Source organism: Enterobacter sp. UNJFSC 003, assembly GCF_036903355.1.
Taxonomy (GTDB): domain Bacteria; phylum Pseudomonadota; class Gammaproteobacteria; order Enterobacterales; family Enterobacteriaceae; genus Enterobacter.
This window is the reverse complement of record NZ_JBAKHK010000002.1, coordinates 736,541-753,280: the sequence shown is the minus strand read 5'-3', so window position 1 is coordinate 753,280 and position 16,740 is coordinate 736,541. Positions and strand designations below refer to the sequence as shown.

The following is a 16,740-nucleotide window of genomic DNA, read 5'->3' as shown; positions in this document are numbered from 1 at the left end:
TATCAGGCGCGCTTGGCGCGACGTTCAGCAATAAATGCTACCAGGAAAACAGCGCCAATCAGGTCAAAGAACCCCATGGCAATGAAGAGCGGGTTAAAGCCGATTTTGTCGGCGGTCACACCAATCAAAAGGGAGAACAGGAAGCTGGCGATCCACGCCGCCGAGCCGCGCATGCCGTTGACGGTAGCCATTTGGCCTTTATCAAACGACTCCACCACCAGGGCGCTTAGCATGCAGGAGATAATCTGATGCCCGAAACCGCCGATGGAGATCAGCACGATGGTGATATACGGGTCGCGGGTAATGGCCACGATGCCTAATGAGATCATCAGGAACGCGCCGGTCACGGAGCTTGCTACCACCGAGTTGACGCGGGAGCAGCCGAACCACCGAGTATAGAGACGGGTGAGGTAGCCACTCGCAACGCTACCAAGGTCGGCGGCGAGGAACGGCAGCCAGGCAAACATCGCAATTTGCTTCAGATCCATGCCGTGCTCTTTGGCAAGATACAGCGGCACCCAAAAGCTCAGCACGGCCCAGGCCGGTTCAGCCATGAAGGCCGGAATGGCGATACCGTAAAAACGTTTGTTCTTCGACACCGTTTTCAGCGCGGTGAGGAAGGGCAGTTTGACCGCAGGCGGTTCGTTATCCTGCTGGATAAACGCCAGCTCGTCTTTGCCCAGGTTCGGGTGCTGTTCCGGATTGTGATAGAACGCCCACCACAGGATCACCCACAGCAGGGCCAGCACGCCGGTAAACATAAACGCGCCCTGCCAGCCAAAGGAGGCGTGCGCGAAGTAGATAATAGGCGGGGCCAGCATCGCGCCAATCGAGAAGCCGACGCCTGCCCAACCGGCCGCCACGGGACGTTCCGATTTCGGGAACCATTCGCCAATCGTCTTCGCGTTCGCCGGTGTGGCGGCCGCTTCAGAGGCACCCATGAAGAAGCGCAGGATCGCCAGGTGCAACCATGTTCCGGCTCCGGCATGGAAAATACACATCAGCGCCCAGAGGCTGGCGCAGACCATAAAGCCAATCTTCAGACCAATGACGTCGATCAGCCAGCCGCATAGCGGCTGGAAAATGGTGTAGGCAATCTGGAACGCGCCGACGATCCAGGAGTATTGCTCGGTGGTGATCCCAAGGCTCTCTTTCAGCTCCGGGGCGAGAATACCTAACGAGTTTCGGGTGATGTAGTTAACGGTCACGCCCAGTAAAAACAGCACCAGCACGTACCAGCGCAAATTTTTAATGACGCGACGGGTTTTGCTTGTCGCAACAGTGTTATTGATGTCCTGACTCATTTTACTCTCCACAAGACGGACGGTAGGGGACGAAGGTTCAGGTGTCACACAGACGTTTATGGCTTTGATAGTTATCTGTTTTAATGCGTCAAGTTGATATACAACTAGTATGGAAGTTGTGTGACAAGTTCACCTTATGAGAGAAAATGAGTGGGCAATAGTCGTTTTTGTGCAAACTTTCTCATTACAGACGTTATTCATTTGGCATGATGGCCGAAATGCCAGCTATTGCCTGATAGGTACGCTATGAAAATTTTGTCATTTCGCAAATGGAGCCAGATCACAAAATGGACAAAAGGCTAAAAATCACCGAAATTGCCGCCCGCACACACCTCTCAATCAGTACCGTTTCACGCGTGCTGGCGGGAAAGGCAAATACCAGTGAAAAAGCACGGACAAAAGTGCTGGCGTGCGCACGAGAGCTGGGCGTTATGGACGCAATGGCGGCGGGCCGCTTGCTGCTAAACAGCCTGGTTGTCTTTGCCCCCCAGCGGGCCTTTGACGAGCGGTCCGACATCTTTTACTACCGGGTGATCCAGAGCGTGAGCAAAGGCCTTGCCTCGCATGACGTGCGGCTTCGTTATTGTGCGCTGGGGGAGAATGACAGCGACGCGCAGCTGTTTCTGACGCGAATGAATGAGGTGGACACGCAGGCGGCTATTCTTCTCGGTATCGACGATCCGCATATCCACGATCTGGCGGTGGATGTCGGTAAACCCTGCATGCTGATTAACTGTCGCGACCGGCACATGCGCCTGCCAGCCGTCACGCCCGATCATCGTGCCATTGGCGAGCGGGCAGCGGAATACCTGTTTGAAATGGGGCATCGCGAGGTGATGACCGTGCTCTGCCTGCGGCGTTACACCATGGAGCTGCGCCTTTCGGGGATCCGCGATGCGTGGCAGGCTCATAACCTGAGGTTCTCTGACAAACGCGATCTGCTGGTGGTGCCAAGCTTCAGCGCGCGCGAAACGGAACAGCTGGTCAGCGAATGGCTGAGCTTGCGGCAGGACAGAGACTTGCCCACCGCATTTCTGGTCGGCGGCGATTTTATGGCGGCGGGCACCATCAGCGCATTGCAAAAGCAGGGGCTGCGGGTGCCGCAGGATGTCTCGGTGATGAGCATTGACGGTTTTAATCTGGCGGCCATCCAGGATGTGCCGTTGACGGCGGTGCATGTCCCACGCGACGAGCTGGGTACCGAAGCGGTGCATATGCTCCAGCAGCGGCTAATGCGCCCGGATGCGCCGGTGGGGACGCTGTTGCTTAACGGCACCTTGACCGTGCGAGAGTCCGTGCGGCGGATACGTCAGGGAAAACGACGCACCGCCGTTGAACGGGAAGGGCTATACGACAGTTAGATCATGCCCAGCGCACGCTTGCCGTGGATGTTGAGATCGTTCACGGTAAAGCGATTCTGCCAGGTTGTTTCGTAATCTTCACGCGGGAAATCGCCAGGCGATGCGCCCGTTTCCAACGCGATTTTTACCTTCTTCGCGTAAGCGAGGTTCTTCTCACACATCGGCGCGGCAGGGATGTACATCACGTTGCCCCAGCCCTGCTGATCCTCAACCGGCGCGACGGAGTGGATCACGTCGCAGTGCCACCACACGGAATCGCCCGCTTCCAGCGCCGGGATGCTGGTTAACGCTTCGATTAACAGCGGATGCCATTTTTCCGAAATCGGCAGTACGCGCCCCGGTGCTACGCCGCACAGCTCGTCTTCCGGCACATCATCCAGCAGCGGACGCAGCAGAATGTAGGCCATCGCTTCCGGGATGGGCACCACGTGCAACAATCCCTGGCCCGGAATCATATCTGACAGCGCCGTCCAGCCCTGGAAGGTGCGGAATACGGAGCACTTAGTGGTGTTATCCACGGTGTACTCTTCCACCTCGGTACGGTGCGCGGCGTTCCAGGGATCGTATTTATCGATATTGCCGTCAAACACGCGGGCGAAGACCTGCTGATACGCTGGCAGCAGCCAGCGTTCCAGCGCACCGGAATCGGTATGTGCACCCAGCCCTTTAGAGGTGGTTCCTGGCGGACGGCGGCGAATACGATCGGGATAAATCACGCTCACGTCCGGATTGAACCACTGCTTACCGTTGCTTTCGAACGTCCACAGCCGGTTCAGGAACGACTGAACTTGAGCCATCTCTTCGCTCTGGCGTGCCTGCATTTGCGCCTGCGACCAGTAGATCGGATAAATCTCCGGGCGGGAGGCCGTTAGGGTACCAAAGAAGTTATCACCCGGCCCTTTATAGACCTCATCAAACTGGTTGAGATCGAGGTAGTCGAGCATCGATTGATCCCACGCCAGCGCCTGTTCTCGCGGGAAATGACCTTTAATAACCGCGCAGCCCCGGCGCTTAAGCGCGTCGCGTTGTTCAGCACTAATCGCACCGTTTTTGACATCGGCAAACGGAATGACTGGCCAGACATCTGCCCCTTTATTTTTCAGGGCGTTGATTTCTGCCACGCGGGTCGCGATTTTATCGCTAAGTGTGTCGAAAACGGCCTGAACGTCTCCGATCTGCGCACGTAAGTCGCGCTTCATCTGCCGAATTGCCGCCTTGTGGTCAGCTGGCAACGTTTCACTGGTAAAGGTCATAACCGCCTCGCATCTTTCATTCGAAAGTAAAATTGTCTACAAGTGATACTTTAAGTTAAAAATAAGTTAATGCAAGTTTAAAAACTTGACGGGTAGCACAGGATGGAAAAAGAGGGAGAAGCCGGAGCGGGGCTCCGGCGAGGGAAGGTTATGCGTCGAACGGAGAGTGGTTGTCGAGCACGGCCTGAATCACATTCAGCGCACCCTGATGATTGTTGTCGTCGGTGCTGTAGCGGCTAATTTCTTTGATGCTCTGCGCCGCATTGCCCATGGCAAAGGAATATTTCACCAGCTTAAGCATCTCAGCGTCGTTACCGCTGTCGCCAATGGCCACGCACGCTTGCGGGGAGATTTTCCAGCGTTTCAGCAACCGGCTGATGCCGTTGGCTTTGTGCAGGCCAGGAATAATTAAATCAACAAACCCAAAGCCGCTGGTGACCGGCTTCATAATGCCGTCCAGCGACACGTGCAGTTTGTCGATCAGATTCGGGATATCGCTGTCCGGCAGGTTGAGAGAGAACTTGAACAGCACATCGTCAATTTCCCGGTAATCGCTGATGCGCTTCAGGCGGTGATAATGTTTCGACATCAGGTTCACGAACGCGTCCGGTGCTTTATCGCTGACATACGCGCTCTCCAGCCCGCAGGCCACAAAGTTTAGCGCGTTGTCCTTCAGCAGTTCACCAATCACGATTTGCGATTCATGCTGCGTGAGCTCGCCGTGGAAAACCTGTTCACCGTGGTCGAATACCAACGCGCCGTTTTCCGCCACGAAGGAGATTTGCTCTTTCAGTTCCGGGAAAAAGGAGATGAGCTGGTAATACTGGTTGCCGCTGGCGACAACGAATTCAATATCACGGGCTTTTAGCTGCTCAAACTGCGCCTGAAAGCGGTCGCGATCGTACTGCTTGGCGTCATCAAGGAAAGTTCCGTCCATATCGGTGACGATAACTTTTACGGTCATACATTGCGCTCCTGGGCCACTGCGTTTTGAAACATTCTAATAACAAGGTGACCGAGAGCACAAATTTAATTTCATTCGAAAGTAAACGCAAAACGGCAACCAGGGTTGCCGTTTTCGTGTTTTTTCTCTCTTCCTCAAGGAAGAGGGGATATATCGTTAAAGCGTATGCTCAGTACGCGCAATAATATCGTCCTGCGCATCCGGCGACAGGGCGGTGAAGAAGGCCGAGTAACCCGCGACGCGCACCACCAGGTCACGATACTGGTCAGGGTGTTTCTTCGCTTCCAGCAGTGTTTCGCGCGAGACGATGTTGTACTGAATATGCCAGCCTTTGTGCACCTCGAAGAAGGTGCGCAGCAGCACCATCAGTTTCTGGCGATCGCTGTCATTTTCCAGCGTCGACGGGTTCAGCTTCTGGTTAAGCAGCACGCCGCCCAGAATCGCCTCGGTAGGCAGTTTACCCACGGAGCCAATCACCGCTGTCGGGCCGAGATGGTCCGTACCGGATGCCGGGCTTGCGCCTTCTGCCAGTGGGGTGTGCGCCCTACGTCCGTCTGGGGTAGCCATCGTCGCCGCACCAAATGGCACGTTAGCGGAAATGGAAGAGGTGCCTGCGTAGTAGTTACCGCCAATCGGGCCACGGCCGTAGCGCGGGTTGTGGTATTGCTTCAGCTCTTCAATGTAGGTCTTATAAGCGCGGGTCAGCAGCATGTCCACGCTGTCGTCATCGTTACCGTACTTCGGCGCGCCGTTGATCAGACGCTGACGCAGCTGCTCGTGAGTCAAGCCGTCGAAGTCATCCGCCAGTGCGGCGGCCAGCTGCTGCTGACCAATCGTGCCCTGGTCGAAGACCAGCTTTTTCACCGCCGCCAGGCTATTGCCGAGGTTGGCGATCCCCACCTGCAGACCGGAAACCCAGTCGTATTTCGCGCCGCCCTGCTTAATGCTTTTCGCGCGTTCGATGCAGTCGTCTACCAGCGCCGAGCAGAGAATATCCGGCACGTTCTCTTCCAGCATGGTGTCCACCACGTATTCAATCTCGATGGATTTACGGGTGTAGTAACGAATCTGGGTATCCCAGGCCGCCATCACCTCTTCAAAGTTATCGAAATTACCGGCAGAGAGAGCTTTCTCCTGCGGCAGGAACACCTTGCCGCTGGTGGCGTCACGGCCGCCTTCCATTGCCGCCAGCATCACGCGGGCGAAGTTAATGAAACTCATGCCGGTGCAGCGATAGCCCCACTTGCCGCCAACGGCGGTTTCAATGCAGCCGATGGCGGCATAGTCATAGGCGTCTTCTTTCTCGATGCCGAGCTTGATGAATTCCGGGATCACGATTTCATCGTTATTGAACGCCGGCATCCCGAAGCCGCAGCGGATCACCTGCACGCAGGCGTCGAGGAAGTCGTTGCTCATGCCCGCATGGTAGCGCACGCTCAGGTTTGGCTGGGTGGAGCGCAGGCGGCCGCAGGACTCCAGAATGGCATAGGAGAGCGGATTCACCGCGTCCATCGGTTCACCTTTCACCAGCTTTTGGCCGCCGATGGTTACGTTCTGATACAGCGGGCTGCCAGCAGAGGCTTTTGAGTGCGAGCCGGAGCGGATCTTGTTCACTTCCAGCAGCTTAAGCCAGCAGCTGTGCAGCAGTTCAATGGCGTGTTCACGATCGAGGCTCTGCTTCAGCTCCACGTCGCGGCGATAGTACGGATAGAGGTATTGGTCCATACGCGCAAACGATACGGAGTGGCCGTTAGACTCAATCTGCAGGATCAGCTGAATGAAGTAGCACAGCTGCAGCGCCTGCCAGAAGGTTTTTGGCGGTTCGTGGGCGATAACGTCACAGTTTTCAGCCATTGCCAGCAGTTCGTCGCGGCGGCTTTCGCGGGTTTCGGTGGCGGCCATTTCGCGTGCCAGAGCGGCGAAGCGTTCAATGTGCAGGCTGACCGCGTCCAGCACGATATCGATCGCTTTTAGGAACTGGTCGCCGTGGAGATCTTCCAGCACGGTGAGATTGATGCGTGAACGACGTTCGGCCACCTTAGCGCGCATGCCGTCGAGCCCTTTTTCCAGCAATAGCGGGAAGTTGACTGCCAGGTGCGCATCGCCGGAGGTCATATTGCCTTCGGCTTTAATGATGCCGGTTTCCAGCAGGCCTTTCTGCTCGTCGGTGAACATGCCGTAGCAGCGATCCTGCACCGTCTGGCCGCGCCACCACGGGCAGATATCGTGCAGGACGCGTTTGTTCTCTTCGCTTACCGCAAAGCCCGCGCCCGGACGGTCGGCCAGATCGTCGATCTCTTTCTCAATCCAGGAGACGGTGTATTCCGGGAAGATTGGCGCGGCGCGCACTTCGCTTGCCTGATTCCCGACGATCAGCTCATCGTGCTTGATCCAGATTGTCCGCTCGGCCAGGTGGTGCGCCAGCGCCAGGGCACGACGCACCGGGATCGGTTTGTCCATATGCTGCTGATACATTTCGGTGTAATGCTGCGCGCGTTCGGTACAGACCGGTGGCTTAACGATATGCACCAGGGCCATTTTATGCGCTTTGATGCGCTCGCTGAGGGTGTTGAGATTCAGTGTCGTCATAATTTTATCCTCGTAAGGTCGCGGTTAACCCTTTCTGGCAGGCGTACTGCTGTGCAAAGTCCAGCAGCGCGGGGTTATCCAGCGGTTTGTCAGGGGCAGAGTAAGGTTGGCCGAGCAGGGTGTATTTGTTCATGCCCAGCGTGTGATACGGCAGAAAATGAATGTCATGGACGTTCAGTTCATCGGCGGCGAAGTTGGTAATGGCGGTAATGGAGGCTTCATCGGCGTTAAAGCCCTGGATTAGCGGCACGCGGATGGTGATTTTCTTCCCAGCGGCGGCCAGGCGTTTCAGGTTGTCCAAAATTCGTTTTGCCGAGCCGTCCGTCCACTGTTTGAAAACGTCACCGTCCACGTGTTTCAGGTCGGCGAGGAACAGATCGATATAGGGTAATGATGGCTCGATATAGTGCCACGGCACGTGAAGACAGGTTTCAACGGCGGTATGAATACCTTGTTCATGGCTTGATTTAAACAGGGCATGTGCAAGCTCGGGGTTCATAAAGGGCTCGCCACCCGAGAGGGTGATCCCGCCGCCGCTGCGATCGTAAAAGGGTTTGTCGCGCAGCACGGTTGCCATAATGTCTTCCACCTGCTGCGCTTCACCGCAGACGGTGAGCGCCTGCGTCGGGCAGCAGTCGGTGAGGGCGTCGAGCGTCTCTTCGCACAGTTTCTCGCGGTGAATCACCAGCCCGTTCAGCGCATGTTCAATACACGTTGGCGCTGCCTGCTGGCACAGATCGCAGCCTTCCAGACACAGACGGGTATCAAACAGCACGTCCCGGGTGCGGGAGCGGCTTTCCGGGTTCTGGCACCAGCGACAGCCCAGCGAGCAGCCTTTCAGGAACACCACGGTACGAATGCCGGGGCCGTCATGGGTAGAGTAACGCTGAATATTGAAGATCATTTTTTCGCCCTCTGATTGCATACGAAGATTAAATTACTTTCGAATGAAAGTTATCTTGATATGGGTCAACTCTTGAGCAGGTTTTCTCGTGATAGGGTAAATGCAGGCTAATTTTGAGGGTTACATCATGGAACTTTATCTCGACACATCCGACGTTGCGGCAGTCAAAAAGCTGGCGCGTATTTTTCCGCTGGCAGGCGTGACCACCAACCCCAGCATCGTGGCGGCAGGTAAAACCCCGCTGGACGTGTTGCTGCCAGAGCTTCACGAGGCGCTGGGCGGCAAAGGCCGTCTTTTCGCGCAGGTGATGGCAACCACTGCCGAAGGGATGGTGGAAGACGCGCGTAAGCTGCGCGCTATCATTAACGACCTGGTGGTGAAAGTGCCGGTCACCGCAGAGGGGCTGGCAGCGATCAAGATGCTGAAAGCGGAGGGGATCCCGACGTTGGGTACGGCAGTGTACGGCGCAGCCCAGGGGATGCTGTCGGCGCTGGCGGGCGCAGAGTATGTCGCCCCGTACGTTAACCGCGTGGACGCGCAGGGCGGAGATGGGATCCAGACGGTCGTGGAGCTGCAGCAACTGCTGACGCTGCACGCCCCGCAGTCAAAAGTGCTGGCCGCGAGCTTTAAAACGCCGCGTCAGGCGCTGGACTGCCTGCTGGCAGGCTGCGAATCCATCACGCTGCCGCTGGACGTGGCGCAACAGTTTATTACGTCACCTGCTGTGGATGCGGCGATTGTGAAGTTTGAGCAGGACTGGCAGGGGGAGTTTGGTCGGGCGTCTCTCTGATGCGGTTGCCGGGTAAGCGTCGCCGCCACCCGGCGTTTTTATTGACTACACACCTCACAGCCCGGATTGCGCATCAGCTTCATCTCGCGAAACTGGCAGGTCATCGCGTCATACATCACGATTTTCCCCGCCGCGGGCGTACCGTAATGCGCCAGCACTTTGATCGCTTCCATCGCCTGCATCGAGCCTATCACGCCAACTAATGGCGCCATCACGCCCGCTTCCACGCAGGTGAGCGCATTTTCACCAAACAGGCGGCTCAGGCAGCGGTAGCACGGCTCGCCTTCAGCCCAGGTAAAGACACTGATTTGCCCTTCCATGCGGATTGCCGCGCCGGAGACCAGCGGCGTTTTGTGCGCAAAACAGCCTGCGTTGAGTTGATGACGGACGGCCACGTTATCGGTGCAGTCCAGCACCAGATCGTGCAGCGCGATCTGCGCAAACAGCATCTCGTCATCCAGCGCGGCATTTATGAGAGTGAACTGAACGTTGGGATTCATACGCGCCAGGGCTGCCCGGGCGGATTCCACCTTCGGCTGGCCGATCGTTGCGTCGCTGTGTAAGGTCTGGCGCTGCAGGTTCGATACCGACACGGTATCAAAGTCCAGCAGCGTCATCTTGCCCACACCCGCCGCGGCAAGGTACTGCGCGGCAGCACAGCCAAGACCGCCAAGACCGACGACCAGCACGCTGGCCGCTTTAAGCGCTTCCTGCCCTTCGAAATCGAAACCGCGTAAAACAATCTGGCGGTTGTAGCGCATCATTTCCTGGTCGCTCAGTTCCACCGTCATATCAGCCTCCGAACAGGTGGTTAAAGCTTTCCACTTCAACCCATTCGCCCGGCTCAACGTTGCCGCGCTCGCGCTCCAGCACGATAAAGCAGTTGCCCTGGCTGAAGGAGCTGAAAATGTGCGATCCCTGGTGTCCGGTGGTGCTCACCTCCAGTTCGCCATCGGCGTTGCGCGCCAGAATGCCGCGCTGGAAATCGAGACGGCCCGGTGATTTCTTCAGGCGGGTGGCTGTCCGCACGCGCTGGCGTACCGGTAGCGGACTGGCGTTGTTGCCTGAAAGCTTCGCCAGCAGCGGTATAACAAGCTGATAGAAGGTCAGCGCCGCTGAGACCGGGTTGCCCGGCAGGCCGCAGAACCAGCTGCGATCGAGCTTGCCGAAGGCGAAGGGTTTGCCCGGTTTGATGGCCAGCTTCCAGAAGGCGATTTCACCCAGCTCTTCGAGCAGCGTTTTGGTGTAATCCGCTTCGCCGACGGAGACGCCGCCGGAGCTGAGCACCACATCGGCGGAGCTGTCCGCTTCAATAAATGCCGCGCGCAGTTTTTCAGGATCGTCGGGAATAATGCCCAGGTTAATCACTTCACAACCCAGCTGTTCGAGCATCAGATGCACGGCCAGGCGGTTGGTGTCGTAAATCTGGCCGTCTTTCAGCGGCTGACCCGGAAGCTGCAGTTCATCCCCGGTGGAGAAAAGCGCCACGCGAATCTTACGGATGACGTCGATCTCGGCGATGCCGAGCGAGGCCAGCACGGGCAGTTCGGCCGCGGTGAGCTTTTGCCCGGCGGAAAACACGGTCGCGCCAAGGGTAATATCTTCTCCGGTACGGCGGATGTTTTGACCCGCCTTCACGCTGGCGGTAAAGCGCACGCCGCTGTCAGTCTGCTCTGCCTCTTCCTGCATCACCACGGCATCGCAACCCGGCGGAACAGGTGCACCGGTCATGATGCGTATGCAGGTGCCCGCAGGCCATTCAGCGTTAAAGGGCTGGCCAGCGAAGGCCTTGCCCGCTACCGGCAGCGCCTGTCCAGTCTGGATATCCGCAAGACGCACCGCATAACCGTCCATCGCCGAGTTATCGAATCCCGGTACGTTAAGCGGGGAGACGATATTGCGCGCGGCAATACGGCCAAAACAGCGCACTAACGGCAGCGTCTCAACGTCATGCAGCGGGGTGATGCGGTCAAGCATCTGCGTGAGTGCCGTCTCAAGCGGCATTAGTCCGGCAGTAAAATCCATGGGTGGCTCCTGCTAAATAGCAACGAAAACGCCCATTATGGCAGAAAAGTGCCACTAACTGTATGACCTGATGGGCGTACGCTTTACATCACCCTTGCGTCTTTCTATATTCAAAAATCATCTGAAGTTTCATCGACGATAATGATATTTATAGAAAAAGCCGTCATCGGGCTGACGGGTGAGTGAAGGCATGCACCGCGCGTGGCGTTATGCCGGGGAGCTATCGTGAAAAAGAGGGCAAAACGTGCCGCACAGTGAAGAGCTGGACAACCGTGAAGTGCTGGCTGTCCATCAACTGAATATTGCGTTTCAGGAAGAGCGGCAGTTCATTCCCGCAGTACAGAATTTATCGTTTTCGCTCCATCGCGGCGAAACGCTGGCTATCGTCGGCGAGTCGGGTTCAGGCAAGTCGGTGACCGCGCTGGCGCTGATGCGTTTGCTGGAACAGACGGGCGGGCAGATCGCTTGCGACAAAATGCTGCTCCGCCGCCGTAATCGTCAGGTGATTGATTTACCCGAACTGAGCGCCGCGCAAATGCAGGGCGTGCGCGGGGCCGATATCGCGATGATATTCCAGGAGCCGATGACGTCACTGAATCCCGTCTTTCCGGTGGGGGAACAGATTGCCGAGTCTATCCGTCTGCATCAAGGATTGAGCGGCGATGAGGCGCTCCTTGAAGCAAAACGGATGCTGGAACAGGTTCGCATTCCCGAGGCGCAGGCGATTTTAGGGCGTTATCCGCACCAGCTTTCCGGCGGGATGCGCCAGCGGGTGATGATTGCAATGGCGCTGTCGTGCCGTCCGGCGGTGCTGATTGCCGACGAGCCGACGACGGCGCTGGATGTGACCATACAGGCGCAAATCCTACAGCTGATCAAAGTGTTACAGCAGGAAATGGACATGGGTGTGATTTTCATCACCCACGATATGGGCGTTGTGGCCGATATCGCCGATCGCGTGCTGGTTATGCATCAGGGCAATGCCGTGGAAATGGGCAGCGTCGAACAGATTTTCCATGCGCCCGTACATCCCTACACCCGTGCACTGCTGGCGGCCGTTCCGCGTCTTGGGGCGATGAACGGCAGCGATTTGCCGCGCCGTTTTCCGCTCATCTCTGCGCAGGAGTCTGGGGGGCAGGAAACCGAGCAGGATACGGTGGTGCAGGGCAAACCGATTCTGGAAGTGCGCGGGCTGGTGACCCGTTTCCCGCTGCGCAGCGGGCTGTTTAATCGCGTTAAGCGCGAGGTCCACGCCGTTGAAAACGTCAGCTTCGATCTCTGGCCAGGCGAAACGCTGGCGCTAGTGGGGGAATCGGGGTGCGGGAAATCCACTACCGGCAGGGCGTTGCTCAGGCTGGTGGAGTCGCAGGAAGGAAGCATCACCTTTAACGGTGAGCGTATCGATACGCTGTCCGACAGCAAGCTCCAGGCAGTGCGCCGGGATATTCAGTTTATCTTCCAGGATCCCTATGCTTCCCTCGATCCGCGCCACACGATAGGCTACTCAATCATGGAGCCTCTGCGGGTACATAACCTGCTCGACGGTGAGGCTGCACAGCGTCGCGTGGCCTGGCTGCTGGAGCGCGTCGGCCTCAAACCGGAGCACGCATGGCGTTATCCGCACGAATTTTCCGGCGGCCAGCGCCAGCGTATTTGCATCGCGCGCGCGCTGGCGCTGAACCCGAAAGTGGTGATCGCCGATGAATCCGTTTCGGCGCTGGATGTCTCTATCCGCGCGCAAATCATTAATTTATTGCTCGATTTACAGCGGGATATGGGCATTGCGTTCCTGTTTATCTCGCACGATATGGCGGTGGTTGAGCGCATCAGCCACCGCGTGGCGGTGATGTACATGGGGCAAATTGTTGAGATTGGCCCACGGCGGGCGGTATTTGAAAACCCGCAACATCCGTACACCCGCAAGCTGATGACCGCCGTACCGGTTGCCGATCCAGCGCATCGCCACGCCCAGCGCGTGCTGCTCCAGGATGAAATGCCGAGCAATATCCGTAAGCGGGGCGAAGTCATGGAGCGCGTCACACTGCGTGAAGTTGGCCCCGGTCATTTTGTCGCCCCACCGCGTCAGGACAATGCATTCTCGCGGTTATAACCTAAAACAGGCAGGAGAACACAATGGTTAACTATGTTGCTCGTACATGGCTAATAGCCGCGAGCGTGACGGCAGCCCTGGCCGCCGCCCCCGCGTTCGCTGCCAAAGATGTGGTGGTCGCCGTCGGCTCTAACTTCACGACTCTGGACCCGTATGACGCTAACGACACGCTTTCGCAGGCAGTCGCTAAATCTTTCTATCAGGGGCTGTTTGGCCTGGATAGGGAGATGAAGCTGAAGAATGTGCTGGCGGAGAGCTACACGGTGTCGGACAACGGGCTGGTGTACACCATTAAGCTCAGAACCGGGGTCAAGTTCCAGGACGGCACTGACTTCAACGCGCAAGCGGTGAAAGTGAACCTTGACCGTGCCAGTAACCCGGAAAACAGCCTCAAGCGCTACAATCTCTACAAAAACATCGCCAGCACAGAGGTCGTTGACCCGGCGACGGTGAAGATCACGCTGAAAGAGCCTTTCTCGGCGTTTATCAATATTCTGGCGCACCCGGCGACGGCGATGATTTCGCCTGCGGCGCTGAAAAAATACGGCAAAGAGATCGGTTTCCACCCGGTCGGGACCGGTCCGTATGAGCTGCAGACCTGGAACCAGACCGACTTTGTGAAGGTGAAGAAATTCGCCGGTTACTGGCAGCAGGGCTTGCCGAAGCTCGACACCATTACCTGGCGCCCGGTGGTAGACAACAACACCCGCGCCGCGATGCTGCAAACCGGTGAAGCACAGTTTGCCTTCCCGATCCCCTATGAGCAGGCGGCCATTCTGGCGAAAAACAGCAAGCTGGAGCTGGTGGCTAGCCCATCCATCATGCAGCGCTACATCAGCATGAACGTCACGCAAAAACCGTTTGATAACCCGAAGGTGCGTGAGGCCATTAACTACGCGATTAATCGCCAGGCGCTGGTGAAAGTCGCCTTTGCCGGCTATGCCATCCCCGCCACCGGCGTGCTGCCGCCCGCGATTGCCTATTCCCAGCACTATCAGCCATGGCCGTACGATCCGGCCAAAGCGCGTGAGCTGTTAAAAGAGGCAGGCTTCCCGAACGGATTTAGTACCACCCTGTGGTCGTCGCATAATCACAGTACGGCGCAGAAGGTGCTCCAGTTCACCCAGCAGCAGCTGGCGCAGGTTGGTATCAAGGTGCAGGTCACCGCCATGGACGCCGGACAGCGTGCAGCAGAAGTGGAAGGTAAAGGGCAGAAGGAGAGCGGCGTGCGGATGTTCTATACCGGCTGGACGGCATCGACAGGGGAAGCCGACTGGGCGCTGTCGCCGCTGTTTGCCTCGCAGAACTGGCCGCCGACCCTGTTCAATACCGCGTTCTACAGCAATCCGCAGGTGGATAAAGACCTTGCCGATGCGCTAAAAACCACGAAGCCGGAAGAGAAAGCGCGTCTCTACAAGGATGCTCAGGATATCATCTGGAAAGAGTCACCGTGGGTGCCGCTGGTCGTTGAAAAACTGGTTTCTGCGCACAACAAAGCGCTGACCGGGTTTTACATCATGCCGGATACAGGCTTTAGCTTTGACGATGCGGATTTAAAATAACACTCATGCTGAATTATGTTTGTAAACGCCTGCTGGGGCTTATCCCGACGCTGCTGATTGTCGCGGTTTTGGTGTTTTTGTTTGTTCATATGCTGCCGGGCGATCCGGCTCGGTTGATTGCAGGGCCCGAGGCGGATGCGACGGTCATTGAACTGGTGCGTAAGCAGCTAGGGCTTGACCAGCCTTTGTATCTGCAGTTTCTGCATTACATTGGCAACGTCCTGCAGGGCGATTTTGGCATCTCGATGGTGTCGCGTCGCCCAGTGTCGGAGGAGATCGCCAGCCGTTTTATGCCGACTCTCTGGTTAACCCTTGCCAGTATGGCCTGGGCCGTTGCGTTTGGTCTTGGGGCAGGGATTGCCGCCGCCGTCTGGCGCAACCGCTGGCCGGACAAGCTCGGTATGGCGCTAGCCGTGACCGGTATCTCCTTCCCGGCCTTTGCTCTGGGGATGCTGCTGATGCAGATCTTCTCCGTGAAATTAGGCTGGTTGCCGACCGTTGGAGCCGATACCTGGAAGCACTACATCCTGCCTTCGATGACCCTTGGCGCTGCCGTTGCGGCCGTCATGGCGCGGTTCACTCGTGCCTCGTTTGTTGACGTGCTGAGCGAAGATTACATCCGCACCGCGCGGGCAAAAGGGGTGAGTGAAAAATGGGTCATCCTCAAGCACGGTTTTCGTAATGCGATGATCCCGGTGGTGACCATGATGGGGCTGCAGTTTGGCTTTCTGCTGGGCGGCTCTATCGTGGTTGAAAAGGTCTTCAACTGGCCGGGGCTTGGACGTCTGCTGGTCGATTCAGTCGACATGCGTGACTACCCGGTCATTCAGGCCGAAGTCCTGCTCTTCTCGCTGGAGTTTATTCTTATTAACTTAGTGGTGGATGTGCTTTACGCCGCCATTAACCCGGCCATCAGGTATAAGTAAGATGCGATTGTTGAACTGGCGTCGTCAGGCGGTGTTAAACGCTATGCCGGGACTAAAACCGGACTCTATCCGCACTCCGTGGTTTGAATTCTGGCGGCGTTTTCGCCGTCAACCGGTCGCGATGACGGCCGGACTGTTTGTGCTGCTGCTGATCGTGGTAGCCGTTATCGCACCCTGGGTCGCCCCCTTTGATGCGGAAAACTATTTCGATTATGACCGTCTGAATGACGGGCCATCGATGATGCACTGGTTCGGCGTGGATTCACTCGGGCGCGATATTTTTAGCCGCGTGCTGGTAGGGGCGCAGATATCCCTGGCCGCAGGGGTGTTTGCCGTTCTGATCGGTGCAGCCATTGGCACCGTGCTCGGTCTTATCGCCGGGTACTACGAAGGCTGGTGGGATCGTATCATCATGCGCATTTGCGACGTGCTGTTTGCCTTTCCCGGGATCCTTCTGGCGATTGCGGTTGTCGCGATTATGGGCAGCGGTATGGCAAACGTCATTATTGCGGTGGCGGTCTTTTCGATTCCGGCCTTTGCCCGTCTGGTGCGCGGCAATACGCTGGTGCTTAAGCAGCAAACCTTTATCGAGTCGGCCCGCAGTATGGGGGCCAGCGATGCAACGATCCTGTTCAGCCATATCCTGCCGGGCACGGTGTCGTCCATTGTGGTCTACTTTACGATGCGCATTGGCGTGTCGATCATCTCGGCGGCCAGCCTGTCGTTTCTGGGATTAGGGGCACAGCCACCGACGCCGGAGTGGGGCGCGATGCTGAACGAGGCAAGGGCGGACATGGTGATTGCGCCACATGTGGCAGTATTCCCGAGTCTGGCGATATTCCTGACCGTACTGGCGTTTAACCTGCTGGGAGATGGGCTGCGCGACGCGCTGGACCCGAGGATTAAGGGGTAGGTTTTTGCCCCTCGCCCTTTCCCCTCAGGGAAGAGGGCG

The 16,740-nt window shown here is 57.3% G+C and carries 13 protein-coding genes; 6 read left to right on the top strand and 7 right to left on the bottom strand.

Translation table 11 applies throughout. The features are described 5' to 3' along the window. Nucleotides 1-2: 2 nt before the first annotated feature. Nucleotides 3-1,304: an MFS transporter gene (locus tag V5P19_RS09690; RefSeq protein WP_334402549.1), complete on the bottom strand. Its 1,302-nt coding sequence runs from the start codon at nucleotides 1,302-1,304 to the stop codon at nucleotides 3-5. 287 nt (nucleotides 1,305-1,591) lie between these two features. Between V5P19_RS09690 and V5P19_RS09685 the strand changes: the two genes are divergently transcribed. Beyond that, nucleotides 1,592-2,665 carry a LacI family DNA-binding transcriptional regulator gene (locus V5P19_RS09685; protein WP_334402547.1) on the top strand — a complete coding sequence of 358 codons (1,074 nt, stop codon included), beginning with the start codon at nucleotides 1,592-1,594 and terminating at the stop codon, nucleotides 2,663-2,665. On the opposite strand, the gene V5P19_RS09680 is transcribed toward V5P19_RS09685, so the two are convergent. From V5P19_RS09680 to V5P19_RS09665, 4 genes are all read right to left on the bottom strand, one after another. Then, nucleotides 2,662-3,918 (bottom strand): DUF1479 domain-containing protein, encoded by a 1,257-nt coding sequence (locus tag V5P19_RS09680; RefSeq protein WP_334402545.1) that lies wholly within the window; start codon nucleotides 3,916-3,918, stop codon nucleotides 2,662-2,664. The two genes, V5P19_RS09685 and V5P19_RS09680, sit on opposite strands and share 4 nt — an antisense overlap. A 148-nt stretch (nucleotides 3,919-4,066) precedes the next feature. Beyond that, nucleotides 4,067-4,882 carry a Cof-type HAD-IIB family hydrolase gene (locus V5P19_RS09675; protein WP_334402543.1) on the bottom strand — a complete coding sequence of 272 codons (816 nt, stop codon included), beginning with the start codon at nucleotides 4,880-4,882 and terminating at the stop codon, nucleotides 4,067-4,069. A 156-nt stretch (nucleotides 4,883-5,038) separates the two neighbouring features. Next, nucleotides 5,039-7,471 (bottom strand): formate C-acetyltransferase/glycerol dehydratase family glycyl radical enzyme, encoded by a 2,433-nt coding sequence (locus V5P19_RS09670; protein WP_334402541.1) that lies wholly within the window; start codon nucleotides 7,469-7,471, stop codon nucleotides 5,039-5,041. Nucleotides 7,472-7,475: 4 nt separating this feature from the next. Further along, nucleotides 7,476-8,375: a glycyl-radical enzyme activating protein gene (locus tag V5P19_RS09665; RefSeq protein ID WP_334402539.1), complete on the bottom strand. Its 900-nt coding sequence runs from the start codon at nucleotides 8,373-8,375 to the stop codon at nucleotides 7,476-7,478. A gap of 127 nt (nucleotides 8,376-8,502) precedes the next feature. Here V5P19_RS09665 and fsa point away from each other — a divergent pair, with 127 nt between their 5' ends. Continuing rightward, nucleotides 8,503-9,165 carry a fructose-6-phosphate aldolase gene (gene fsa / locus V5P19_RS09660; RefSeq protein ID WP_334402537.1) on the top strand — a complete coding sequence of 221 codons (663 nt, stop codon included), beginning with the start codon at nucleotides 8,503-8,505 and terminating at the stop codon, nucleotides 9,163-9,165. 38 nt (nucleotides 9,166-9,203) lie between these two features. Here fsa and moeB read toward each other — a convergent pair whose 3' ends face one another. Together moeB and moeA are read right to left on the bottom strand one after the other, a co-directional pair. Beyond that, nucleotides 9,204-9,956, bottom strand: a complete 753-nt coding sequence (gene moeB / locus V5P19_RS09655) for a molybdopterin-synthase adenylyltransferase MoeB (RefSeq protein ID WP_334402535.1) — start codon at nucleotides 9,954-9,956, stop codon at nucleotides 9,204-9,206. A gap of 1 nt (nucleotide 9,957) precedes the next feature. Further along, on the bottom strand, nucleotides 9,958-11,190 hold the full coding sequence (moeA, locus tag V5P19_RS09650; RefSeq protein ID WP_334402533.1) for a molybdopterin molybdotransferase MoeA: 1,233 nt from the start codon (nucleotides 11,188-11,190) through the stop codon (nucleotides 9,958-9,960). A gap of 244 nt (nucleotides 11,191-11,434) precedes the next feature. Between moeA and gsiA the strand changes: the two genes are divergently transcribed. The 4 genes from gsiA to gsiD are packed head-to-tail and all read left to right on the top strand — an operon-like array spanning nucleotide 11,435 to nucleotide 16,701. After that, the gene (gene gsiA / locus V5P19_RS09645; protein ID WP_334402531.1) at nucleotides 11,435-13,300 is read left to right on the top strand and encodes a glutathione ABC transporter ATP-binding protein GsiA; all 1,866 of its coding nucleotides are present in this window, start codon (nucleotides 11,435-11,437) and stop codon (nucleotides 13,298-13,300) included. Between the two features lie 23 nt (nucleotides 13,301-13,323). Next, nucleotides 13,324-14,862, top strand: coding sequence for a glutathione ABC transporter substrate-binding protein GsiB (gene gsiB / locus V5P19_RS09640; protein WP_334402528.1), 1,539 nt, complete (start codon nucleotides 13,324-13,326; stop codon nucleotides 14,860-14,862). A 5-nt stretch (nucleotides 14,863-14,867) separates the two neighbouring features. Continuing rightward, a complete protein-coding gene (gene gsiC, locus V5P19_RS09635; RefSeq protein WP_334402524.1) occupies nucleotides 14,868-15,788 on the top strand; it encodes a glutathione ABC transporter permease GsiC in 921 nt (306 codons plus the stop codon). A 1-nt stretch (nucleotide 15,789) separates the two neighbouring features. Next, on the top strand, nucleotides 15,790-16,701 hold the full coding sequence (gsiD, locus tag V5P19_RS09630; protein WP_334402522.1) for a glutathione ABC transporter permease GsiD: 912 nt from the start codon (nucleotides 15,790-15,792) through the stop codon (nucleotides 16,699-16,701). Nucleotides 16,702-16,740: the final 39 nt, after the last annotated feature.

What these genes read in the sequence shown, in the direction of transcription:
- V5P19_RS09690 (WP_334402549.1), bottom strand. Translation starts at nt 1,304, where the DNA reads ATGAGTCAGGACATCAATAACACTGTTGCGACAAGCAAAACCCGTCGC.
- V5P19_RS09685 (WP_334402547.1), top strand. Translation starts at nt 1,592, where the DNA reads ATGGACAAAAGGCTAAAAATCACCGAAATTGCCGCCCGCACACACCTC.
- V5P19_RS09680 (WP_334402545.1), bottom strand. Translation starts at nt 3,918, where the DNA reads ATGACCTTTACCAGTGAAACGTTGCCAGCTGACCACAAGGCGGCAATT.
- V5P19_RS09675 (WP_334402543.1), bottom strand. Translation starts at nt 4,882, where the DNA reads ATGACCGTAAAAGTTATCGTCACCGATATGGACGGAACTTTCCTTGAT.
- V5P19_RS09670 (WP_334402541.1), bottom strand. Translation starts at nt 7,471, where the DNA reads ATGACGACACTGAATCTCAACACCCTCAGCGAGCGCATCAAAGCGCAT.
- V5P19_RS09665 (WP_334402539.1), bottom strand. Translation starts at nt 8,375, where the DNA reads ATGATCTTCAATATTCAGCGTTACTCTACCCATGACGGCCCCGGCATT.
- fsa (WP_334402537.1), top strand. Translation starts at nt 8,503, where the DNA reads ATGGAACTTTATCTCGACACATCCGACGTTGCGGCAGTCAAAAAGCTG.
- moeB (WP_334402535.1), bottom strand. Translation starts at nt 9,956, where the DNA reads ATGACGGTGGAACTGAGCGACCAGGAAATGATGCGCTACAACCGCCAG.
- moeA (WP_334402533.1), bottom strand. Translation starts at nt 11,190, where the DNA reads ATGGATTTTACTGCCGGACTAATGCCGCTTGAGACGGCACTCACGCAG.
- gsiB (WP_334402528.1), top strand. Translation starts at nt 13,324, where the DNA reads ATGGTTAACTATGTTGCTCGTACATGGCTAATAGCCGCGAGCGTGACG.
- gsiC (WP_334402524.1), top strand. Translation starts at nt 14,868, where the DNA reads ATGCTGAATTATGTTTGTAAACGCCTGCTGGGGCTTATCCCGACGCTG.
- gsiD (WP_334402522.1), top strand. Translation starts at nt 15,790, where the DNA reads ATGCGATTGTTGAACTGGCGTCGTCAGGCGGTGTTAAACGCTATGCCG.